The organism is Streptomyces kaniharaensis (assembly GCF_009569385.1).
Taxonomy (GTDB): Bacteria; Actinomycetota; Actinomycetes; order Streptomycetales; family Streptomycetaceae; genus Kitasatospora; species Kitasatospora kaniharaensis.
The window spans coordinates 51,577-69,263 of record NZ_WBOF01000006.1 but is presented as its reverse complement, the minus strand read 5'-3'; the positions used below and the strand labels follow the sequence as shown (position 1 = coordinate 69,263).

Here is a 17,687-nt window from a genome sequence, read left to right as displayed (position 1 = left end):
CCCCACCCGGCGCGCAGCCGGCCGGCCTCCGTTTTCGGGCACGAGAAGTCGGCCGGATGACTCTGCTGGCGAAGTATTTGATCTAGGTCAGGCCGTCGTTGCGATGCCGTGTTGGGTGCATAGCGCGTGGATGCGGGTGGGGCGGCGATCTGATCTGGTGGTGGTGTCGTAGTGGGCGCCGAGTCGGCGGATGTTGATCGCGATGCCGATGAGAACGTTCTGGAGGTGGGTTTTGGCGAGGCCCCGATAGCGGGAACGCCGCAGACCTGGGCCTCGGACTGCTTGAGAGACGGTGCCTTCGATCCCGGCGCGGACCCGGTAGGTCTCGCGCCATTCGGGACTGTCCTGTTCGGTCTGCATCCGCATCCGGGCCGTGTGGATCGGTTCGGGATGGATCTCCAGGCTCCGGCCGAGGTGGGGGGCGGAGGAGGTGCACTGGGCGCGGATGGGGCAGGGCCTGCAGTGCGCGCGGGAGAAAGCAACGCGGATCAGGCCGTTCTTCTTCGGCCGCATGGAGATGCTGGTGGCCCCGGCGGGACAGCGGGTGACGCCTGCCTGCCAGTCGACGTGGAAGTCCTTGGGGGTGAACGTGCCGTTGTGGGCGCCTCGGCCGGTCTGAATGGTGACGGGCGCGATGAGGGTGATGCCGCGCTCCAGGGACGCGCCGATGTTCGCCCCGGTGGGGTAGCCGGAGTCCGTCAGGTGCTCACCCGGCTTCAGGTCCCGGTCGATGAGTTTGTCCTGGATGGGGGTGGTGGCGCTGACGTCGGGTTCGGTGGCGCAGGTGGTGTGGACGTCGGTGACCAGGTTGGGTAAGTCCTCGTCGCAGGACTCGGTCAGGTGGCCCTTGGAGCCGGTCCACTCCACGCTGTCTGCGCCGGGCGTGCCCTTGGTGCTATAGCGGGCGTCGATCTCGTGGGGCGAGCGGATGCGCTGTGCCGACGGCGGCAGTTCCCTGGTGTCCCGGTAGCGCAGTTGGCCGGTGCCGGTGGCCTCGAAGTGCTGATCCCACAGCTCGCGCATGATTTTGACCTGCGGGAGGTCGTTCATCCACCCGGCGGTGGCATCCGCGTCGATGGCGGCGATCAGGCTCTGGCCGTCGGCGCCGATCTGCTCGGCGAGCCTGGCGGCCGAGGCGTTCTTTCGGCGCAGGAGCCTACTGGTCTCGACCTTGCGGCCGTAGCGCTCGTCCCAGCCGGGCCCGAGCAGCGGCACGATCAGGCCGGGGCTGGTGCGGGCGATCTCCTCCAGGGCCGCGCGCAGGGCCTCCCCCAGGCACTCGATGCGGTTCAGCCTGCGCACGCACGCCAGGACGTGAGTCGAGTCGGTGCGCTGCCGCCCGCCCGAGCGCACCAGGCCGGCGGCCTTCAAACGCTCCAGCATCAGCGACAGCAGGGCATCAGCCCGATCGCCGGACGCCAGACGGGCGCGGAACTCGCACAACACGCTGGCATCGAAACCGGTGTACTCCAGCTCCAGCCCCAGCGCGTACTTCCAGGAGATCCGATCGGCCACCGCGACCGCGGCGTCCCGGTCGGAGAGGTTGTGCAGGAACTGCAGGACCGTGACCATCACCAGCAGGGCCGGCGAGATACCGGGCCGCCCCAGGTCCGCGTACATCTCCTCGAACTCCCCCGCGGTGAAGTCCTCGTCGCTGAACAACGGGCCCAGCGCGTCCCGCACCCGCATCTCATCGGTCCCACCCGGATGAACCCTACGAGCCAACGCCGCAGTCTCCGCCGGAATCCCATACGCCCCCACAGGCCGAAGCACAACCACCCCTACAAACAGCCAACCCACCCCAACCGACAGGCACTTACTGTCCCACACCCACCCCCAGCGACTTCGCCAGCAGAGTCGCCCAGTCGACTTCTCGAGCGGCCCGCGCCGGCGTCGGGAAAACCCGTTGGTGTTCGACCCGCGAGGCGGGATACTCCGCAGGGCTGTGAGCGGGGGCAGAGTGCATGGCGGTGTTCGCGTGTGCGGGGTGCGGTGCCGGGCTGAGCGCCCCCGTGTCCCGGATCGCGCTGCCGGTGCAGGCCCACCAGCGGGCCCCGGCCGCCGGCGGTCTGCCGGACGGTGTCCAGCGCGACGACCCGCTGCCGCTGCGCCCGCCGTCCCTGTTCCGGCCCGACCGCGACCTTCTCCTCCGCACGCTGGCTCGGCTGCCCGACGTGCGACGGCCGTGGCTGTGCGTCGTCTACGAGAGGGCCGGAGGCCGGTCGTGGGGTTACGCCGGGTCGCTGGCGAGGCGGGCGTGGAGGTGTTCGTCGTGGTACTCGCCGTCGGCGAAGCGGTAGGAGGCCCGGAGGGTGCCCTCATAGGGGAAGCCGCAGCGCTCGGCGACGCGGCAGGAGGCGTCGTTGCCGACGGCGTGGGCGATTTCGATGCGGCGCGCGGCGGCGGTGGTGATGCCCCAGTGGGTGACGGCGGTGGTGGCGCGGCTGGCGATGCCTCGGCCGCGCGCGGCCGTGAGGAGCCAGTAGCCGATCATCGCGAGCCCGTCCTCGCGGTCGGTCCAGCGCAGGGCGACGTTGCCGCACAGGGTGCCGTCCGTGGCGTCGGTGATCGCGAAGGCGGCGGATCTGCCCTCGGCCCAGCCGGTGTCGCAGCGGTCCAGGTAGGCCTCGGCGGCGGCCGGGTCGGCGGCGGGGACCGGGTTCCAGCGGCTGATCACCGGGTCGGCCGCGGCGGCCACGAGGGCCGGGACCGTCCCGCCGGGGAGGTCGAGGGCGCGGCCCCACGGGCGCAGGAGGACGTCTCCCAGATCGAGGACTGTGGGGCGGAAGCCCCGTTGATCGGTGATGGTCTCGATGGTGCTCACCCGCCCTTCCTATCCCGCCCTCAGGCCTCCCCGCCACGGAATTCCGCAGCGAAGACCGGCCTGCCGTCGCCGCACGTCGGGGTGCGACGATCGGCGGTTGTCCGGTCCGGCACCAGGCGAGCGAATCGGTTGATCACCCGTCAACACGACCTGGCAGAGAGGCGTCTCACCTTCCCGGTGCCACCCGTCCGATCAGGTGGAGCAGCCGGTCGAGGGCGTCCTTCGAGTTGGGTTCGGTCAGGTTGACCATGAGCCGGAACGCCACCTTCAGCAGGGCGGGGCGGCCGAGGCCCGCCGCGCCCGCGGCGCCGAGGAGCCTGGGGCGGCCGAGGAGGTCGGCGGCGAGGCGGCCGAGCGCGAAGTAGCCCGCGTAGGCGGAGCGCAGGGCCTGCGGGTAGGCGCGGAGGGCGAGTTCGCGACCGCGGTCGGTGCGGCGGGCGAGAGCCTGGACGATCGTCTCGGCGGCGTAGCGGCCGGACTCCATGGCGTAGGCGATGCCCTCGCCGGTGCCCGGGCTGACCGTGCCGCCCGCGTCGCCGATCAGCAACAGGCCGTCGGCGTAGTGGGGTTGGCGGTTGAGGCCCATGGGGAGGGCGGAGCCGCGGATCGGTTCGGTGACGGCGTCGGGGGTGTAGCCGTAGTCGGGCGGCAGGTCGGCGCACCAGCGGCGAAGCAGGTCCCGCCAGTCGAGGTCGATGCCGGCGGTGTTGAGGACGCCGAGGCCGACGTTGGCGGTGCCGTCGCCCATGCCGAACACCCAGGCGTAGCCGGGCAGGAGGCGGCGGGCCGGGTCGTCGGGGTTGCGCAGGTCGAGCCAGGCCTCCAGGTAACGGTCCTCGTGGCGGGGGGTGGTGACGTACGTCCGGTAGGCGACGCCCATCGCACGGTCGGTGCGGCGGTAGCGCTTCATGGCGACCGAGAGGCGGGTGGAGTTGCCGTCGGCGGCGACCACGACGGGGGCGCGGTAGACGACGGGCCGCCGGTCCTCGCCGAGCCGGGCGGTGACGCCGGCGATCCGGCCGGTCCGCTCGTCGAGCAACGGGCCCGCCACATTGGCCCGTTCGATCAGCCGGGCGCCGGCCGAGGCGGCGCGGCGGGCGAGCAGTTCGTCGAAGTCGGCGCGCCGCCGGACCAGTCCATGGCCGGGGAACGCGGACAGTTCGGGCCAGTCGAACTCCATCCGGCGGTGGCCGGCGACCAGTCGAAGGCCGCGGTTGTGCAGCCAGCCGGCCGGTTCGGAGACATCGATGCCGAGGTCGGTCAACTGTTTGACGACGCGGGGGGTCAGGCCGTCGCCGCAGACCTTCTCGCGGGGGAACGCCGACTTCTCCAGCAGCAGCACGTCCAGCCCGGTGCGGGCCAGGTGGTAGGCGGCGGTGGAGCCGGCCGGGCCGGCGCCGACCACGACGACGTCCGCGCGATCCTCGGTGCGGGCCGGTGCGAGTCCGGGTTCGGGCATCTGCTGCTCTCGGCCTGGCATCGCGCACTCCCGCGGGTCTGATCGGCTGCTGACTGGGCGGACATCGACGATAAAGAACCACCGCCGCCATCGCCGCCCGACACGCGGTCCCGGCCCGACGACCGGTCAATACCAGCCACCGGCCCCCGGTCGGCGGGCTGCCGACGGGTCGGCGCCGAATCGGCGAACACGACTTCACCACAACCCGTTGATCGGATTGTTGTAGCAGACTAGTCGGATTTTCCTTCTGATTTCAGGCAAACAGCACAAACAGGTCTTGCGTCATGTGTCCCTCTCGGGGAACTTTTGTGCCCCTCCCGTCGTACGTCACCGGCCGCAAGGCCGACCGGCCGCCGAGGGCTCCCTCCCCACCGTGCAGGCTCGTCCCGGCCTGCCACACCCGATGGAACACCCATGCACATCCGCTCCACCGCAGCACGCTCGCTCGTCGCCGTCCCGACCGCCGCCGCGCTGATGCTGCTCGCCCCCGCCGCCCACGCCGCCCCCGGCGGCAAGGGCGCCCCCGGCAACAACGGCACCGTGAAGATCCACGACGCCGCCACGGGCCAGGAGGACACCCGCAACGAGCCCAAGGTCTGCACGTTCTACCTGGACTCCTTCGGCTTCGACCCCGGCCAGGACGTGATCTGGATGATCGCCGAGGTCAAGGGCAACAAGGAGGAGAAGGTCGCGTTCGGCGACCTCCCGGTCGACGAGAACGGCGATGTCCGCACCGAGGACATCGAGCTGCCGGACGGCCACTACAAGCTCTACTGGGCCTCGGTCCAGCTGGTCGACGGCGAGCTGCCGGAGGACGACCCGAACCTGAACAACCCGAAGCACAAGGTGTTCAAGGTCGACTGCGGCGGCAAGAAGACGCCGGCCCCGACCGGCGAGCCCTCGCCGACGGCCACCGCGACCCCGTCGAAGAGCCCGACGGCGCTGCCCAGCAGCTCGCCGACGCACACCCCGTCCGCCACCGCCACCCCGACCGCCAAGCCGTCGGACACGCCGACCGCCGCCCCGAAGCCGCCGGTCCCGCCGACGCAGCCCGCCACGCCTTCGGCGACCGCGTCCGCCACCGCCGTGCCCACCACCCCGGCCACCGGGGCCCCGACCGCCGTCCCGAGCAGCCCGGCGCCGTCGAGCACGCCGACCGCCACCGTCCCGGTGCAGACCCCGCCGGCCGGCACCACGGTCAACCCGGACAAGCCGCTGATCATGCCCGCCAAGGTCAGCGTCCCCACCCCGATCAAGGGCGCCCCCGCGTCGGACGGCAAGAAGCTGGCCAGCACCGGTAGCGACGGCACCCTGCTGGTCGCCGGCGTCGGCACCGTGCTGGTGCTGGGCGGCGCCGGCCTGGTCTACGCCCGCCGCACCCGCCGCTCCTCCTGAGCCGCTAGCGGGCACCACGGAGCCCCTGACCCTCGCCGACCTTCCGGCGGGGCCAGGGGCTTCCCTGCATGTCGCCGCGCCCGTTCACCCGCCATAGTCGGCGAGGTACCGGAGCACCCGGTCGACGTGCGGGCGGACCCGCGCGGGGACGCCGCCCTCCTCGGCCACGGTCTTGTCGCTGGTGCGGTAGGCGGCGGCGACGAGGGCGGGCAGGCCGCGGGTCATGCCACGGTGCTTCAACTGCTGGTCGAGCCAGCAGACGTAGTTGCCCATGGCGGCGATCGCGTCGCCCGGGTCCATGTAGTCCTTGGGGCCGGGGTGGGCTGCGGCCTTGGCCCAGGCGTTGAAGACGCCGGGCGTCCACATGGCGATGCCGTACTCGCCGGTCTCGGGCCGGGCGGCGCTCGGGTCGAAGCCGCTCTCGGCCTTGAGCATGGCAGCCAGCAGCGCCGGGGTGATCTCGGGTTCGGGGCAGCGCCGGGCGGCGTCCTCGATCATGCCGCGGTAGGCGGCGGGGACGTCCGAGCCGGCCGGGATCGTGCCCGGCACGGCCCGTCCGGTCGGCCGGGGCATGAACGGCTCGGGGGCGCCGGTCAGGGCGAGGACGGCGGCAGCGCAGGCCGCCAGGCCCGCGATAGCCGCCCGGCGCGGCCGTGGGGCGGCCGGACGGGCCGTGGCCGCCGCCACCAGCGCGCGGAGGTCCCCCCGGGCCCGCTCCTCCCGGTCGGCCGCCAGACAGGCCGTGACGGCGGCCCGCCACCGCCTGGGCAGCGCCGCGTCCAGCCGCAGCGGTGCCGCGCCCCGCGCGTACGCCTGGGCGGCGAGCGAGCGGGCCCGGGCGGTGGCGCCGAGGAACGGGTGCAGGCCGCCGGTGAGCAGCTGGTGGGCGAGCACCCCGAAGGCCCAGACGTCTGCACTGGGGCGCAGGGCGACGCCGCGCGCGCCGGTGCGTTCGGACCACCACTCGGGCGGGACGTGGTCGGGTGAGCCGAGCGGCGGGGCGTAGGCGTGGGTGCCTTCGAGTTCGGCGGTGAGGCCGAAGTCGGCGAGTTTGGCGGTGCCGTCGGGCATCAGCAGGACGTTGGCGGGTTTGAGGTCGCCGTGCACCCACCCGGCCCGGTGCATGTGGGTCAGGCCCGCGCAGACCTCGGTGAGGATGCGTTCCGCGCCGGGGACGGGTGCGCCGGGGCGGGCGGCGGCGAGGAGGTCCTGGAGGCTGCGGGCGGCGCGTTCCATGACGAGGGCGAGGGCGCCGTCGAGTGCGGGGTGGGCCGGGTCGTCGACGGTGGCGACCGCGAGGGTGCGGATCAGGTTGGGGTGGTCGGCGCGGCGGCTGAAGCGCAGCTCGCTGTGGGCGATCTGGGCCATGGTGCGGCGCTGGCCGGGGCTGAGCCGGGCGGGGCCGAGGAGCTTGACGGCGGCCTGGGTGCCGTCGGGGCCGCGGGCTGCGTAGACGCTGCCCCAGGCGCCGGCGCCGAGGAGTTCGCCGGTGCGGTAGCCGGCGACCAGGTAGCCGGCCGGCGGGTCGCTCGCCCGGTCGCCGGGCCGGGCGGCACGGGTCACGGCCGGGCGGCCGGCGGCCGGGGCGGGAGCAGGGCCAGGTGCTCCTCCCGGACGAGGTCGAACTTGAGTGCCAGGGCAGCGAGTTCCTCGCGCTTGCCGCCGCAGCGGTCATCGTCGAAGGGCTCGCGCAGCCGCAGTTTGGTGAACACCAGGTAGTCGATGTGGTAGTTGACCGCCGAGCGGGTCAGCCCGCGGCAGGACGGCAGGGCGCGCAGCCGCGCCACCACGTCGGTCGCGCCGGGCACGGTGGCGGCGGACGGGGAGCGCAGCCGGGGTTCGCAGAGGGCGAGCAGCACGAGGAAGTACTTGGCGGTCGGGTCGAGGGCGAACGGGCTGACGGTGCGTTCGCCCTCGGCGCCGGCCGACTCGCCTTCCAGGTAGGCGTGTTGCGGGGCGAAGACCTTGAACGAGGCGGGCTCGCCGAGGGCGGGCAGCAGCACCCGGGAGAACTCGAACGGCACGGGCGCGCCGAGCCGCCCGGGCGCCACCTTGACGTGTTCGCCCGCGCCCTCCAGGTTCTCCACCACGTAGGTGGCGGTGGCGGAGAAGTTGGACAGCCGCCAGTAGTCCTCGGCGGCGGTGATCTCGCCCGCGCGCCGGGAGACGCCCTGGTCGGACAGCGGGACGGCCACGGCCCGGCCGGGTTCGCCGCGCCCGAACACCGCCGTCTCGCCCGGGCCCATCCGCAGCAGTCCGGGCCTGCCGCCGGGCCTCATCTCGGCCTTCTGGTCGGGAAGTTGCACGATGACCGTGTCCACGCCGCCACCTCCGTGGGTCGGGTCGATGGTATCCGTCCGATCGGTCCGGGCGGCGGCTTGCCACCCGGACGAGTGACTCCGGGGCGCTGCCGCCGGCCCGTTGACTCCTCTCCGACGGACCGCCGCCTCTCCGACGGACCGCCACTCCCTGACGGAGCGGCACCCCTCTGGCAGACCGTCGCCACGGGAGCCTGTCCACGCGCTGAACGTTCGGCCACGATATTGCTGCATGTAGTTGAACCGTCACCATGAGTGTGACGCAACACACATACGACATGGCCACGATCCGTGCAAGACTCGTCTCACCCAGTGAGATCCCCTTTGTTTCCAAGGAGGTTGAAATCATGCGCGCTCGGATCGCAGCTGTGATGGTCACGATGGCAGGGATAGCGGCGGTGACGGCCGGGCCGGCCACGGCGGCTTCGGTGACGACCGAGAACAGCCCGGTGGCCTGCGCCACCGTCCTCAACCAGCCGTGCGTCTGGCAGGAGACGAACACCAGCGGTGTCGCCGGTGTCGCCCAGGTCTCCGCCGCCCCCAACCAGTTGACGCTCGTCCGGGTCGAGGTCAAGACGCAGAAGGCGTGGGGCAGTCCGTGGGAGACGGTCTCCTCGGCGACCACCGTGAAGTTCGGCTCCGCCAGGGCGGTCACCCAGCGCGTCGTCACCAACGACCTGAAGCTGGTCTGCGCCACCGCCGGCCCGGCGCTGGACGCGGTCAAGCAGGTCACCACCTGTACGCACCCGTTCTGAGTCGCCGCCACCCCGGCGACTCCCAGGGGCCGGCCGCCGGGACCATTCCCGGCCGCCGGCCCGCTGCTACTTCCGCGCCTTCAGCCAGTCCGCGAAGGCCTCCAGGGCAGGGCCCGGGTCGCGGCGGCCGAGGCCGATCCGGAAGCGGTCGGCCGGCGTCGGCGTCAGGTCGGAGTGGTACATGCTCGCCGGCAGCAGCAGGACGCCCGCCTGCTCGACCAGCCCCGTGCAGAACTCCTCGACGCCGTCCGCCCCGAGGTAGCGCGGGTAGGCGACGCAGCCGCCGTCGGGCGCGCGCCACTCGAAGAGGTCGGCGAACTCGGCGAAGAACGCGTCGAACCGGGGGATGTTCTCGGCAATGATGCCGCGGTTGCGCGCCAGAATCCGGTCCCGGGCGGTGATCGCGATCCGGGCCAGGATCTCGCTCGGCGCCGCGTTGCAGATCGTGGTGTAGTGCTTGGCCCGCTCCAGGCGGGATCGCAACTCCCGGTCCCGGCAGGCGATCCAGCCGATCCGCAAGCCCGGCAGGCCGAGCGACTTGGAGGTGACGTTGAGCGAGAGCGCCCGCTCGGAGAGGTCGGCGGCCTGCGGCAGGATGCAGGCCGGGTCGCGCTCCAGACCGCGGTAGACCTCGTCGGAGAAGAGGCGGATGCCGCGCCCGTCGCAGAGTTCGGCGAGGCGGACGAAGTCGGCGGCGTCGATCACCTTGCCGGTGGGGTTGTTGGGGAAGTTGACCGAGACGACCCGGGTGTTCGGGCGCAGCGCCGCTGCCACCGCGTCGACGTCGAGCGCCCAGTCCTGCCGCTCGTCCAGGGCGACGCCGCTGACCTCGCAGAGGGAGAGCGGAATGGTCTCCGCGGACTGGTAGTTGGGGGTGATCACCACGGCGTGGTCGCCCGGTTCGAGGAGCACCTGCATAGCCAGGTTGAGCCCCTCCTGGGCGCCGCCGAAGCAGAGCACGTCGTCGGCGTCCACCCGCTCGTACATGCCGGCGATGGCCCGGCGCAGCGCCGCGTCGCCGAAGGTCTCGGTGTAGCCGAGGGTGAGGGTGTCCCAGGCCTCGCGGTCCTCGGGGCCGGCGAGGGCGAGGAGTTCGGCCATCGACATGGTCTCGGCGTCGGAGGCGGTGAGGTGGTGGCGGGCGGTGAACTCCCAGCGGGAGAAGTAGGTTTCCAGGCGGAAGTCGGGGAGCTTGGTCATCTCGGTTCCTGGTTCTCCTGCACGTGGCCGGCCTCCTGCTTGAGGTCGGCGAGCAGGGTGTAGACGGTCGAGCGGGACACCTTGAGCGCGGTGGCGACGGCGGGGACGGCGCGACGGACCGCGAACACCCCGGCCTCGTCGAGTTCGCGCAGGACGGCGAGCCGGTCCTCGCGCCCGAGGCGTTCGAGCGGGCGGCCGTGGGCGCGGACGTAGCCGCCGATGACGTCGTTCATCCGCTCGGTCCAGTCACGCTCGAAGAGCGGTTCGGGGCGGGGGGCGGTGGGCGCGGCGAAGCCGGCCAGCAGGGCGGCGGCCTGTTCGAGGGGGCCGCGGTCGAGGTTGACGCAGAGCACCGCCGAGGGCAGTCCGTCGCCGTCGCGCAGGACGGCGCTGACGGAGGACAGGCGCCGTCCGTCCGGCAGGAGCTTCTCGTAGGGCCCGTAGACGTCGGGGGCGGAGGGGTCGAGGCCGTCCAGTTCGCCGAGCAGCGACGGGTCGCCGGGGGCGCGGGTGGTCATCGGGTTCCAGATGGCGAGCACGGTGTCCGTGGTGGCGTCGTGGAGCACCACCTCGGCGTACGGCCCGAGGAGCAGGGCCACCGCGCGGCAGACCGGGGACCAGGCCTGGACGCGGGGGTCGGGGGTTTCGGCGGGCATGTCTGGACTGTACGTCCAGCCTGGATGTTTCGTCCAGAATTGCGTCCAGACCCGCGCCCGGTCCAGGCCGGGACGGGTTGCAAGCCGGAGTGTGCAGGAAATTGGAGTCCCCGAGTCGCATTCGCTAGCCTGTCGAACGTGAGGCTGACGAAGAGCACCGACATCGCCCTCCGCATCGCCATGCGGCTGGCCGTCCTCGACGAGGAGGCCAACCCGACCACCCGGGAGGTGGCCGAGGCGGTCGGCGTGCCGTACACCCACGCGGCGAAGGTGGTCAGCCGGCTTCAGCACCTCGGCGTCGTCGAGGCGCGGCGCGGGCGGGGCGGTGGCCTGGTGCTCACGTTCGCCGGGCGGACCGGGTCGCTCGGGCTCCTGCTGCGCAAGCTGGAGGGGGTCGGCGACGTGGTCGGCTGCGAGGACGACCCGCCGTGCCCGCTGCGGGCCGCGTGCCGGCTGCGCGGGGCGCTGCGGAGCGCGCAGGAGGCCTTCTTCGCCGCGCTCGACCCGCTCTGCATCGACGACCTGGTCGCCCCGCCGACCGGCCCGGTGCTGCTGGGCCTCTCCGCCAGACCCGCCGACTGATCCGCCCTCCCCGGGGTCGCGCCCCGCGTGCGACCTTTAATGCGAATCTGAGATACCAATTAGGAGCGAGTCCTGATGCTGTCCGCCAAGTCCGCCGAGGTCGTCGAGGCCACCCTGCCCGTGGTCGGCGCCGCCATCGGCGACATCACCCCGCGGTTCTACGACCGGCTGTTCGCCGCCCACCCCGAGCTGCTGCGCGACCTGTTCAACCGGGGCAACCAGGCGAACGGCACCCAGCGGCAGGCGCTCGCCGGGTCGATAGCCGCGTTCGCCGGCGCCCTGATCGCCCACCCCGACCAGCGGCCGGACGCGATGCTCGCCCGCATCGCCCACAAGCACGTGTCGGTCGGCATCGGCAACGACCAGTACCGGATCGTCCACGAGCACCTGTTCGCCGCCATCGTCGACGTGCTCGGCGAGGCCGTCACCCCCGAGGTCGCCGCCGCCTGGGACGAGGTCTACTGGCTGATGGCCAACGCGCTCATCGCCGTCGAGGACCGGCTGCGCGCCGAGGCCGCCGGCCCGGACGGCGACCAGGCCGACCTCTGGCGCCCGTACACCGTCCTCGCCCGCTACCAGGAGACCGAGGACGTCACCACCTACCTGGTCCGCCCCGCCGACGGCCGCCCGGTGCCCGCCTCCCGCCCCGGCCAGTACGTCTCGGTCCGCACCGAACTGCCCGACGGCGCCCGGCAGATCCGCCAGTACAGCCTCTCCGGCGCCGCCGACGGCGCGCTGCGCTTCACCGTCAAGCGCGAGGCGGGCGGCGAGGTCTCCGGCCACCTGCACGACCACCTGGACACCGGCGACACCGTCGAACTCGCGCCCCCGCTCGGCGACATCACCCTCGCCCACGGCGACGGCCCGGTGCTGCTCGTCTCCGCCGGCATCGGCAACACCCCGATGACCGCGATGCTCGCCCACCTCGCCGACACCGGCTCCACCCGCGAGGTCGTCTCCGTGCACGGCGACCGCGACCAGCTCTCGCACGCCTTCCGCGCGGACCTCGCCCAGCTCACCGCCAAGCTGCCGAACGCCACCGCGCACGTCTTCTACGAGCATCCGCTCGGCGACTGGCCCGCCGACCGCACCGGGCTGGTGGACCTGTCCACCGTCGGGATCCCAGCCGGCGCCACCGCCTACCTGTGCGGGCCGCTGCCCTTCCTCCGCGCGGTGCGCGGCCAACTGCTGGCGGCGGGCGTGCCGGCGGCGGACATCCACTACGAGGTCTTCGGGCCGGACCTCTGGCTCGGCGCCTGAGATCCTTCGACGACGCCGGTCCGCTCGGTACGATCACGGCGGGCCGGCCGGTCACGCCGACGAGAGGAGAGCCCATGCGGGTCGCGCTGTTCGCCACCTGCGTCAACGACGCGCTGTTCCCCGCCACGGCGGTCGCCACCGTCCGGCTGCTGGAACGGCTCGGCGTGGACGTGGACTTCCCGCCGGAGCAGACCTGCTGCGGGCAGCCGCAGTACAACACCGGCTACCGGCGGGCCTGCGAACCGCTCGTCCGCCGGACGGCGCGCGCCTTCGCCGGATACGACCACGTCGTGACACCCTCCGGCTCGTGCGCGGCGATGGTCCGCGACAACTACCCCCGGATCGGCGCCAGGGCGGCCGCCGAGGGCCGGGGCACCGAACTCGCCGACGCCGCCCTCGCCCTGACGCCCCGGGTGCACGAGCTCACCGAGTTCCTCACCGACGTGCTGGGCGTCGAGGACGTCGGCGCGTACTTCCCGCACGCCGTCACCTACCACCCGTCCTGCCACGGCCTGCGCGTCCTCGGCCTCGGCAACCGGCCGCTGCGGCTGCTTCACGCCGTCAGGGGGCTGGAGCTGCGGGAGCTGCCCGGGGCCGAGGAGTGCTGCGGCTTCGGCGGCACCTTCGCGGTCAAGAACGCGGCGGTGTCGGCGGCCATGGCCGAGGACAAGATCGCCAACGCGCTCCGGACCGACGCCCGAGTCCTGTGCGGCGCCGACAACTCGTGCCTGCTGCACCTCGGCGGCATGCTCCGCCGCCGGGGCGGGGCGCTGCGCCCGCTGCACCTGGCCGAGATCCTCGCCAGCACCGAGGAAGACCCCTGGAGGCCGGCATGACGGACACGTTCCTCGGCATGCCCGCCTTCCCGCAGGCCGCCGCAGAGGCCGTCCGGGACGGGCAGTTGCGGGCCAACCTGCGGCACGCCACCCACACCATCCGCGACAAGCGGGCCCGCGCCGTCGCCGAACTCTCCGACTGGGCCGAGCTTCGCGCCGCCGGCAAGGCGATCAAGGACCACACGCTGCGCCATCTCGACCGCTACCTGGTGCAGTTGGAGGAGTCCGTCACGGCGGCCGGCGGCACCGTGCACTGGGCGGCCGACGCCGAGGAGGCCAACCGGATCGTCGCCGGGCTCGTACGCGCCACCGGTGAGACGGAGGTCGTCAAGGTCAAGTCCATGGCCACCCAGGAGATCGGGCTCAACGAGGCGCTCGCCGCCGAGGGCATCACCGCGTACGAGACCGATCTCGCCGAACTGATCGTCCAGTTGGGCGACGACCGGCCCTCGCACATCCTGGTGCCCGCGATCCACCGCAACCGGGCCGAGATCCGCGAGATCTTCGCCGAGCGGATGGCCGCCTGGGGCCGTCCCGCGCCCGAGGGCCTCACCGACACGCCCGCCGAACTCGCCGAGGCGGCCCGGCTGCACCTGCGCGAGAAGTTCCTGCGCGCCCAAGTCGCGATCTCCGGCGCCAACTTCATGGTGGCCGAGACCGGCACCCTGGTCGTCGTCGAGTCCGAGGGCAACGGCTGGATGTGCCTCACCCTCCCCCGCGCCCTGATCTCCGTGGTCGGCATCGAGAAGGTCGTGCCCACCTGGCGGGACCTGGAGGTCTTCCTCCAGCTGCTCCCCCGCTCCTCCACCGCCGAACGGATGAACCCGTACACCTCGCTGTGGACCGGCACCACGGAGGGCGACGGCCCGTCCGAGTTCCACCTCGTCCTGCTCGACAACGGCCGCACGGCCGCGCTCGCCGACCAGGTCGGCCGCCAGGCGCTGCGCTGCATCCGCTGCTCGGCCTGCCTCAACGTCTGCCCGGTGTACGAGCGGGCCGGCGGCCACGCGTACGGCTCGGTGTACCCGGGCCCGATCGGCGCCATCCTGACGCCCCAACTACGCGGCACCGCGAGCCCGGTGGACGCCTCGCTGCCGTACGCCTCCTCGCTCTGCGGCGCCTGCTACGAGGTGTGCCCGGTGGCGATCGACATCCCGGAGGTGCTGGTCCACCTGCGCGAGCGGGTCGCCGAGCAGGGCGGGCACCCGGCGGAGCGGGCCGCGATCGCCGCCGCCGGGTACGTGCTCGACCACCCGGCGCTGCTCACCGCCGCCGAGCGGCTGGCCGGACGGACCCGCGCCCTGCACCCCCGCCGCCTGCCCGGCCCCGGGCGGGCCTGGACGGACACCCGGGACCTGCCGGAGGTGCCCGCCGAACCGTTCCGCGACTGGTGGAGGAAGAACCGCCCGTGAACTCCAGGGACTTGATCCTCGGCCGGATCCACGCCGCACTCGGCGAGCCCGCCCGGCCGGACGAACAGCCGCTGCCACGCGCGTACGCCACCGCCCACGCCCCGGACGACCCGGCGGCGCTGCTCGACCTGCTGCACCGCAACCTCGCCGACTACCGCGCCCGCGTGCACCGCTGCACCACCACCGAACTGCCGCAGCGCATCGCCGAGTTGCTCACGGCACGCGGCACCCGCACGGTCGCCGTGCCGCCCGGCCTGCCGCCCGGCTGGCTCGACGCCGCCACCGCCGAGCTGCTGCCGGACGACGGCACGCTCACCGCCGCCCGCCTCGACCGCGTGGACAGCGTCGTCACCGGCTGCACGCTCGCGATCGCCGAGACCGGGACGATCGTGCTGGACGCCGGCCCGGGACAGGGCCGCCGGCTGCTGACCCTCGTCCCGGACCACCACGTGTGCGTCGTCCGCGCGCCCGAACAGGTCGTCGCGTCCGTGCCGCTCGCACTGCCCCGCCTCGACCCGGCTCGGCCGCAGACCTGGATCTCCGGGCCGTCCGCGACCAGCGACATCGAACTCGACCGGGTGGAGGGCGTGCACGGCCCGCGCACCCTCGACGTCGTGCTCGTCACGCCGGCCTGAGCTCCAGCGTGCAGCACTTGGCCCCGCCACCGCCCTTGAGCAGCTCGGACACGTCCACCGGGATCGGCTCGTAGCCGTACTCGGCGAGCCGCCCGGCCAAGTGCTTCGCCGCCTCCGGCAGCAGCACCCGGCGGCCGTCCGAGACCGCGTTCAGGCCGAACACCTCGGCGTCGGCCCGGTCGGCCAGGATCGCGTCCGGGTAGAGCGTGCGCAGCACGGCCCGGCTGTCCGCGTCGAAGGCCTCCGGGTAGTACATGACGTGGTCGTCGTCGAGCACGGCCAGCGCGGTGTCCAGGTGGTAGAAGCGCGGGTCGACCAGGGTCAGGGTGACCACCGGGACGCCGAACAGCTCGCCCGCCTCGGCGTGCGCGGCGCGCGAGGTCCGAAAGCCCGTCCCGGCGAGCACCCGGCGGCCGGCCACCAGGTGGTCGCCCTCGCCCTCGTTGACGTGCCCTGCCCGGCGCACCTCGCGGTAGCCGCGGGCCCGGAACCACGCCTGGTAGGCCGCGGACTCGGCGGTCCGCTCCGGGTAGCGGAAGGTGGCCACCAGCGCCCGGCCGTCCAGCACGGTCGCACCGTTCGCCGCGTACACCATGTCGGGCAGGCCCGGCACCGGGTCTATCAGCTCGACGGTGTGGCCGAGGCGGCGGTACAGCCGGTACAGCCGCTCCCACTGCCGGACGGCGAGCGCGGTGTCGGTGGGCTGCGCCGGATCCATCCACGGATTGATCGCGTAGTCCACGGTGAAGTGCGTCGGCCGGCACATCAGGTAGCGCCGCGGCCGGGCGGTGCGCTCCGGGAGCTGGGTTGGCATACTCAACCGTCCTTGAACAGCAAGGGTGTTCGGGCTCTACGCGGCTGCCCCGGAAGCGCCGTTCGCACACCCGCACGGGCGCCCCCGGTGGACGCAGGCCCCCGCGCAGCCAGCGCGTGCCCCGGCGCACGATGCGCTGCCGGGGGCTACCAGCGGACCGCGCCGAAGCCCACCGGCGCGGGCCGCAGGGTCCGGAAAGGGGGTGGGAATCTTGTGCTTTCGGGCACCCGGCGCTCTGGGCGCCGGGAGGGCACGTGGCCGATCTCACGTCCGGGGACGGGCCACCTACGGTGGCGTAGGTCACTTGATTCAGTGAACTATCTACTTCATGCCGAACCTCCAGGAGACCCTTGACCTCAGTTCCTATGTCGCCCTCGGCGACAGCTTCACCGAGGGCCTGAACGACCCCGGCCTCGACGGCGCCTTCTTCGGCTGGGCCGACCGCCTGGCCGGGATGCTCGCCCAGGGCCGGCCGCGGGGCGAGTTCCGGTACGCCAACCTCGCGGTGCGCGGGCGGCTGCTGGACCAGATCGCGGCCGAGCAGGTGCCGCAGGTCCAGCGGCTCCAGCCCGACCTGGTGACCCTCTGCGCCGGCGGCAACGACATCCTGCGGCCGGGCAGCGACCCGGACGAGGTGGCCGAACGATTCGAGTCGGCCGTCGCCAGGCTCGCCGATTCTGCCGGGACGGTGCTCATCTGCACCGGCTTCGACACCAAGGACGTGCCGCTGCTCAAGCACCTGCGCGGCAAGATCGCCACCTACAACGGACACATGCGGGCGGTCGCCGACCGCAACGGCTGCAAGGTCGCCGACCTGTGGTCGCTGCGCTCGGTGCAGGACCGCCGGGCCTGGAGCGAGGACCGGCTGCACCTCTCCCCCGAGGGGCACCAGCGCGTCGCCCTCCTGGCGGCCCGCTCGCTGGGGCTTCGCACCGAGGAGGACCCGGAGGCTCCGTGGCCGGCCGCGCGGGTGCTGTCCGCCGCCGACCAGCGGCGCGAGAACATCCAGTGGGCCCGCGAGTACCTGCTCCCGTGGGTCGGACGGCGGCTGCGCGGCGAGTCCTCGGGCGACCACGTCGAGCCCAAGCGGCCCGAGCTGATGCCTCTCTGATGCTTCGTCAGCAGACGGGTGCGGCGGCCGCACCGGGCCGCAGCGCCCGGTGCACGGCCCAGGCCAGTGCCGCCCCGACCAGGTACCAGAACAGGTCGGGCGGGTTGAAGGTGGAGCCGAGGACCAGCCGGGCGAGCGTGCTGCGCCGGCCCAGGTCGTCCGGCACACCGGTGAGTTGGAACAGCTCCACCGCCCAGCTCAGCGCCGCCGCCACCACGGCGGCGCGGGCCGGGCGCACCCGGGGCGCGACGAGCACCACCAGGGTGTGGACCAGCACGGTGTAGAGGGCGTCGCCCGCGCACTTGGCGAACTCCCCACCGGCGACGGCCCGTACGCCCAGCCCGGCCGCCACCGTCAGCACCGCTGCCACCACCGCCACCGCCCGCACCCGCAGGCTCCCCCGAAGATCAGTCACCGCGCCATCCTAGGA

At 73.2% G+C, this 17,687-nt stretch carries 17 protein-coding genes; 8 read left to right on the top strand and 9 right to left on the bottom strand.

All coding sequences use genetic code 11. From position 1 onward, the window contains the following. Positions 1 to 87: 87 nt before the first annotated feature. The 3 genes from F7Q99_RS37420 to F7Q99_RS37410 all read right to left on the bottom strand — a co-directional run bounded on the left by F7Q99_RS37420 (position 88) and on the right by F7Q99_RS37410 (position 4,283). Entirely contained in the window at positions 88 to 1,683 is a 1,596-nt protein-coding gene (locus tag F7Q99_RS37420; RefSeq protein WP_195911113.1) for an IS1182 family transposase, read from the bottom strand. A gap of 547 nt (positions 1,684 to 2,230) precedes the next feature. Beyond that, complete coding sequence (locus tag F7Q99_RS37415; RefSeq protein WP_326847540.1) at positions 2,231 to 2,824, bottom strand: GNAT family N-acetyltransferase; 594 nt, start codon at positions 2,822 to 2,824, stop codon at positions 2,231 to 2,233. A 166-nt stretch (positions 2,825 to 2,990) separates the two neighbouring features. Further along, on the bottom strand, positions 2,991 to 4,283 hold the full coding sequence (locus F7Q99_RS37410) for a geranylgeranyl reductase family protein (RefSeq protein ID WP_153471454.1): 1,293 nt from the start codon (positions 4,281 to 4,283) through the stop codon (positions 2,991 to 2,993). 414 nt (positions 4,284 to 4,697) lie between these two features. Here F7Q99_RS37410 and F7Q99_RS42935 point away from each other — a divergent pair, with 414 nt between their 5' ends. After that, entirely contained in the window at positions 4,698 to 5,678 is a 981-nt protein-coding gene (locus F7Q99_RS42935; protein WP_153471131.1) for an LPXTG cell wall anchor domain-containing protein, read from the top strand. An 84-nt stretch (positions 5,679 to 5,762) separates the two neighbouring features. Here the strand turns inward: F7Q99_RS42935 and F7Q99_RS42930 are convergent, their stop codons facing one another. Together F7Q99_RS42930 and F7Q99_RS37395 are read right to left on the bottom strand one after the other, a co-directional pair. Then, entirely contained in the window at positions 5,763 to 7,241 is a 1,479-nt protein-coding gene (locus F7Q99_RS42930; RefSeq protein ID WP_326847539.1) for a serine/threonine-protein kinase, read from the bottom strand. Next, entirely contained in the window at positions 7,238 to 7,999 is a 762-nt protein-coding gene (locus F7Q99_RS37395) for a serine/threonine protein kinase (protein WP_326847538.1), read from the bottom strand. Before F7Q99_RS37395 ends, F7Q99_RS42930 begins: the two co-directional genes overlap by 4 nt. 344 nt (positions 8,000 to 8,343) lie before the next feature. On the opposite strand from F7Q99_RS37395, the gene F7Q99_RS37390 reads away from it, so the two are divergent. Then, positions 8,344 to 8,751 (top strand): hypothetical protein, encoded by a 408-nt coding sequence (locus F7Q99_RS37390; protein WP_153471125.1) that lies wholly within the window; start codon positions 8,344 to 8,346, stop codon positions 8,749 to 8,751. 66 nt (positions 8,752 to 8,817) lie between these two features. On the opposite strand, the gene F7Q99_RS37385 is transcribed toward F7Q99_RS37390, so the two are convergent. Beyond that, complete coding sequence (locus tag F7Q99_RS37385; protein ID WP_153471122.1) at positions 8,818 to 9,951, bottom strand: aminotransferase class I/II-fold pyridoxal phosphate-dependent enzyme; 1,134 nt, start codon at positions 9,949 to 9,951, stop codon at positions 8,818 to 8,820. Next, positions 9,948 to 10,607 carry a helix-turn-helix transcriptional regulator gene (locus tag F7Q99_RS37380; protein WP_153471119.1) on the bottom strand — a complete coding sequence of 220 codons (660 nt, stop codon included), beginning with the start codon at positions 10,605 to 10,607 and terminating at the stop codon, positions 9,948 to 9,950. The genes F7Q99_RS37385 and F7Q99_RS37380 overlap by 4 nt, the downstream gene beginning before the upstream one ends. 138 nt (positions 10,608 to 10,745) lie before the next feature. Here F7Q99_RS37380 and F7Q99_RS37375 point away from each other — a divergent pair, with 138 nt between their 5' ends. The 5 genes from F7Q99_RS37375 (at position 10,746) to F7Q99_RS37355 (ending at position 15,332) form a co-directional block, all read left to right on the top strand. Further along, positions 10,746 to 11,189, top strand: coding sequence for an RrF2 family transcriptional regulator (locus F7Q99_RS37375; RefSeq protein ID WP_326847537.1), 444 nt, complete (start codon positions 10,746 to 10,748; stop codon positions 11,187 to 11,189). A 75-nt stretch (positions 11,190 to 11,264) separates the two neighbouring features. Next, a complete protein-coding gene (locus F7Q99_RS37370; RefSeq protein WP_153471113.1) occupies positions 11,265 to 12,449 on the top strand; it encodes a globin domain-containing protein in 1,185 nt (394 codons plus the stop codon). A 74-nt stretch (positions 12,450 to 12,523) separates the two neighbouring features. After that, positions 12,524 to 13,285 (top strand): (Fe-S)-binding protein, encoded by a 762-nt coding sequence (locus tag F7Q99_RS37365; RefSeq protein ID WP_153471110.1) that lies wholly within the window; start codon positions 12,524 to 12,526, stop codon positions 13,283 to 13,285. Then, positions 13,282 to 14,697, top strand: coding sequence for a lactate utilization protein B (locus F7Q99_RS37360; protein ID WP_153471107.1), 1,416 nt, complete (start codon positions 13,282 to 13,284; stop codon positions 14,695 to 14,697). The genes F7Q99_RS37365 and F7Q99_RS37360 overlap by 4 nt, the downstream gene beginning before the upstream one ends. Continuing rightward, complete coding sequence (locus tag F7Q99_RS37355; protein ID WP_326847536.1) at positions 14,694 to 15,332, top strand: LutC/YkgG family protein; 639 nt, start codon at positions 14,694 to 14,696, stop codon at positions 15,330 to 15,332. The genes F7Q99_RS37360 and F7Q99_RS37355 overlap by 4 nt, the downstream gene beginning before the upstream one ends. On the opposite strand, the gene ddaH is transcribed toward F7Q99_RS37355, so the two are convergent. Then, positions 15,319 to 16,146, bottom strand: a complete 828-nt coding sequence (gene ddaH, locus F7Q99_RS37350; protein WP_153471104.1) for a dimethylargininase — start codon at positions 16,144 to 16,146, stop codon at positions 15,319 to 15,321. The genes F7Q99_RS37355 and ddaH overlap by 14 nt on opposite strands. A gap of 328 nt (positions 16,147 to 16,474) precedes the next feature. Between ddaH and F7Q99_RS37345 the strand changes: the two genes are divergently transcribed. Then, positions 16,475 to 17,257 carry an SGNH/GDSL hydrolase family protein gene (locus tag F7Q99_RS37345; protein ID WP_153471101.1) on the top strand — a complete coding sequence of 261 codons (783 nt, stop codon included), beginning with the start codon at positions 16,475 to 16,477 and terminating at the stop codon, positions 17,255 to 17,257. 7 nt (positions 17,258 to 17,264) lie between these two features. On the opposite strand, the gene F7Q99_RS37340 is transcribed toward F7Q99_RS37345, so the two are convergent. Then, complete coding sequence (locus tag F7Q99_RS37340; protein WP_326847535.1) at positions 17,265 to 17,672, bottom strand: DUF2809 domain-containing protein; 408 nt, start codon at positions 17,670 to 17,672, stop codon at positions 17,265 to 17,267. Positions 17,673 to 17,687 lie beyond the last annotated feature (15 nt).

Bases quoted from the DNA above. Each gene is read 5' to 3' on its own strand.
- F7Q99_RS37410 (WP_153471454.1), bottom strand. From the start codon at position 4,283: ATGCCCGAACCCGGACTCGCACCGGCCCGCACCGAGGATCGCGCGGAC.
- F7Q99_RS42935 (WP_153471131.1), top strand. From the start codon at position 4,698: ATGCACATCCGCTCCACCGCAGCACGCTCGCTCGTCGCCGTCCCGACC.
- F7Q99_RS37390 (WP_153471125.1), top strand. From the start codon at position 8,344: ATGCGCGCTCGGATCGCAGCTGTGATGGTCACGATGGCAGGGATAGCG.
- F7Q99_RS37385 (WP_153471122.1), bottom strand. From the start codon at position 9,951: ATGACCAAGCTCCCCGACTTCCGCCTGGAAACCTACTTCTCCCGCTGG.
- F7Q99_RS37380 (WP_153471119.1), bottom strand. From the start codon at position 10,607: ATGCCCGCCGAAACCCCCGACCCCCGCGTCCAGGCCTGGTCCCCGGTC.
- F7Q99_RS37370 (WP_153471113.1), top strand. From the start codon at position 11,265: ATGCTGTCCGCCAAGTCCGCCGAGGTCGTCGAGGCCACCCTGCCCGTG.
- F7Q99_RS37365 (WP_153471110.1), top strand. From the start codon at position 12,524: ATGCGGGTCGCGCTGTTCGCCACCTGCGTCAACGACGCGCTGTTCCCC.
- F7Q99_RS37360 (WP_153471107.1), top strand. From the start codon at position 13,282: ATGACGGACACGTTCCTCGGCATGCCCGCCTTCCCGCAGGCCGCCGCA.
- ddaH (WP_153471104.1), bottom strand. From the start codon at position 16,146: ATGCCAACCCAGCTCCCGGAGCGCACCGCCCGGCCGCGGCGCTACCTG.
- F7Q99_RS37345 (WP_153471101.1), top strand. From the start codon at position 16,475: ATGCCGAACCTCCAGGAGACCCTTGACCTCAGTTCCTATGTCGCCCTC.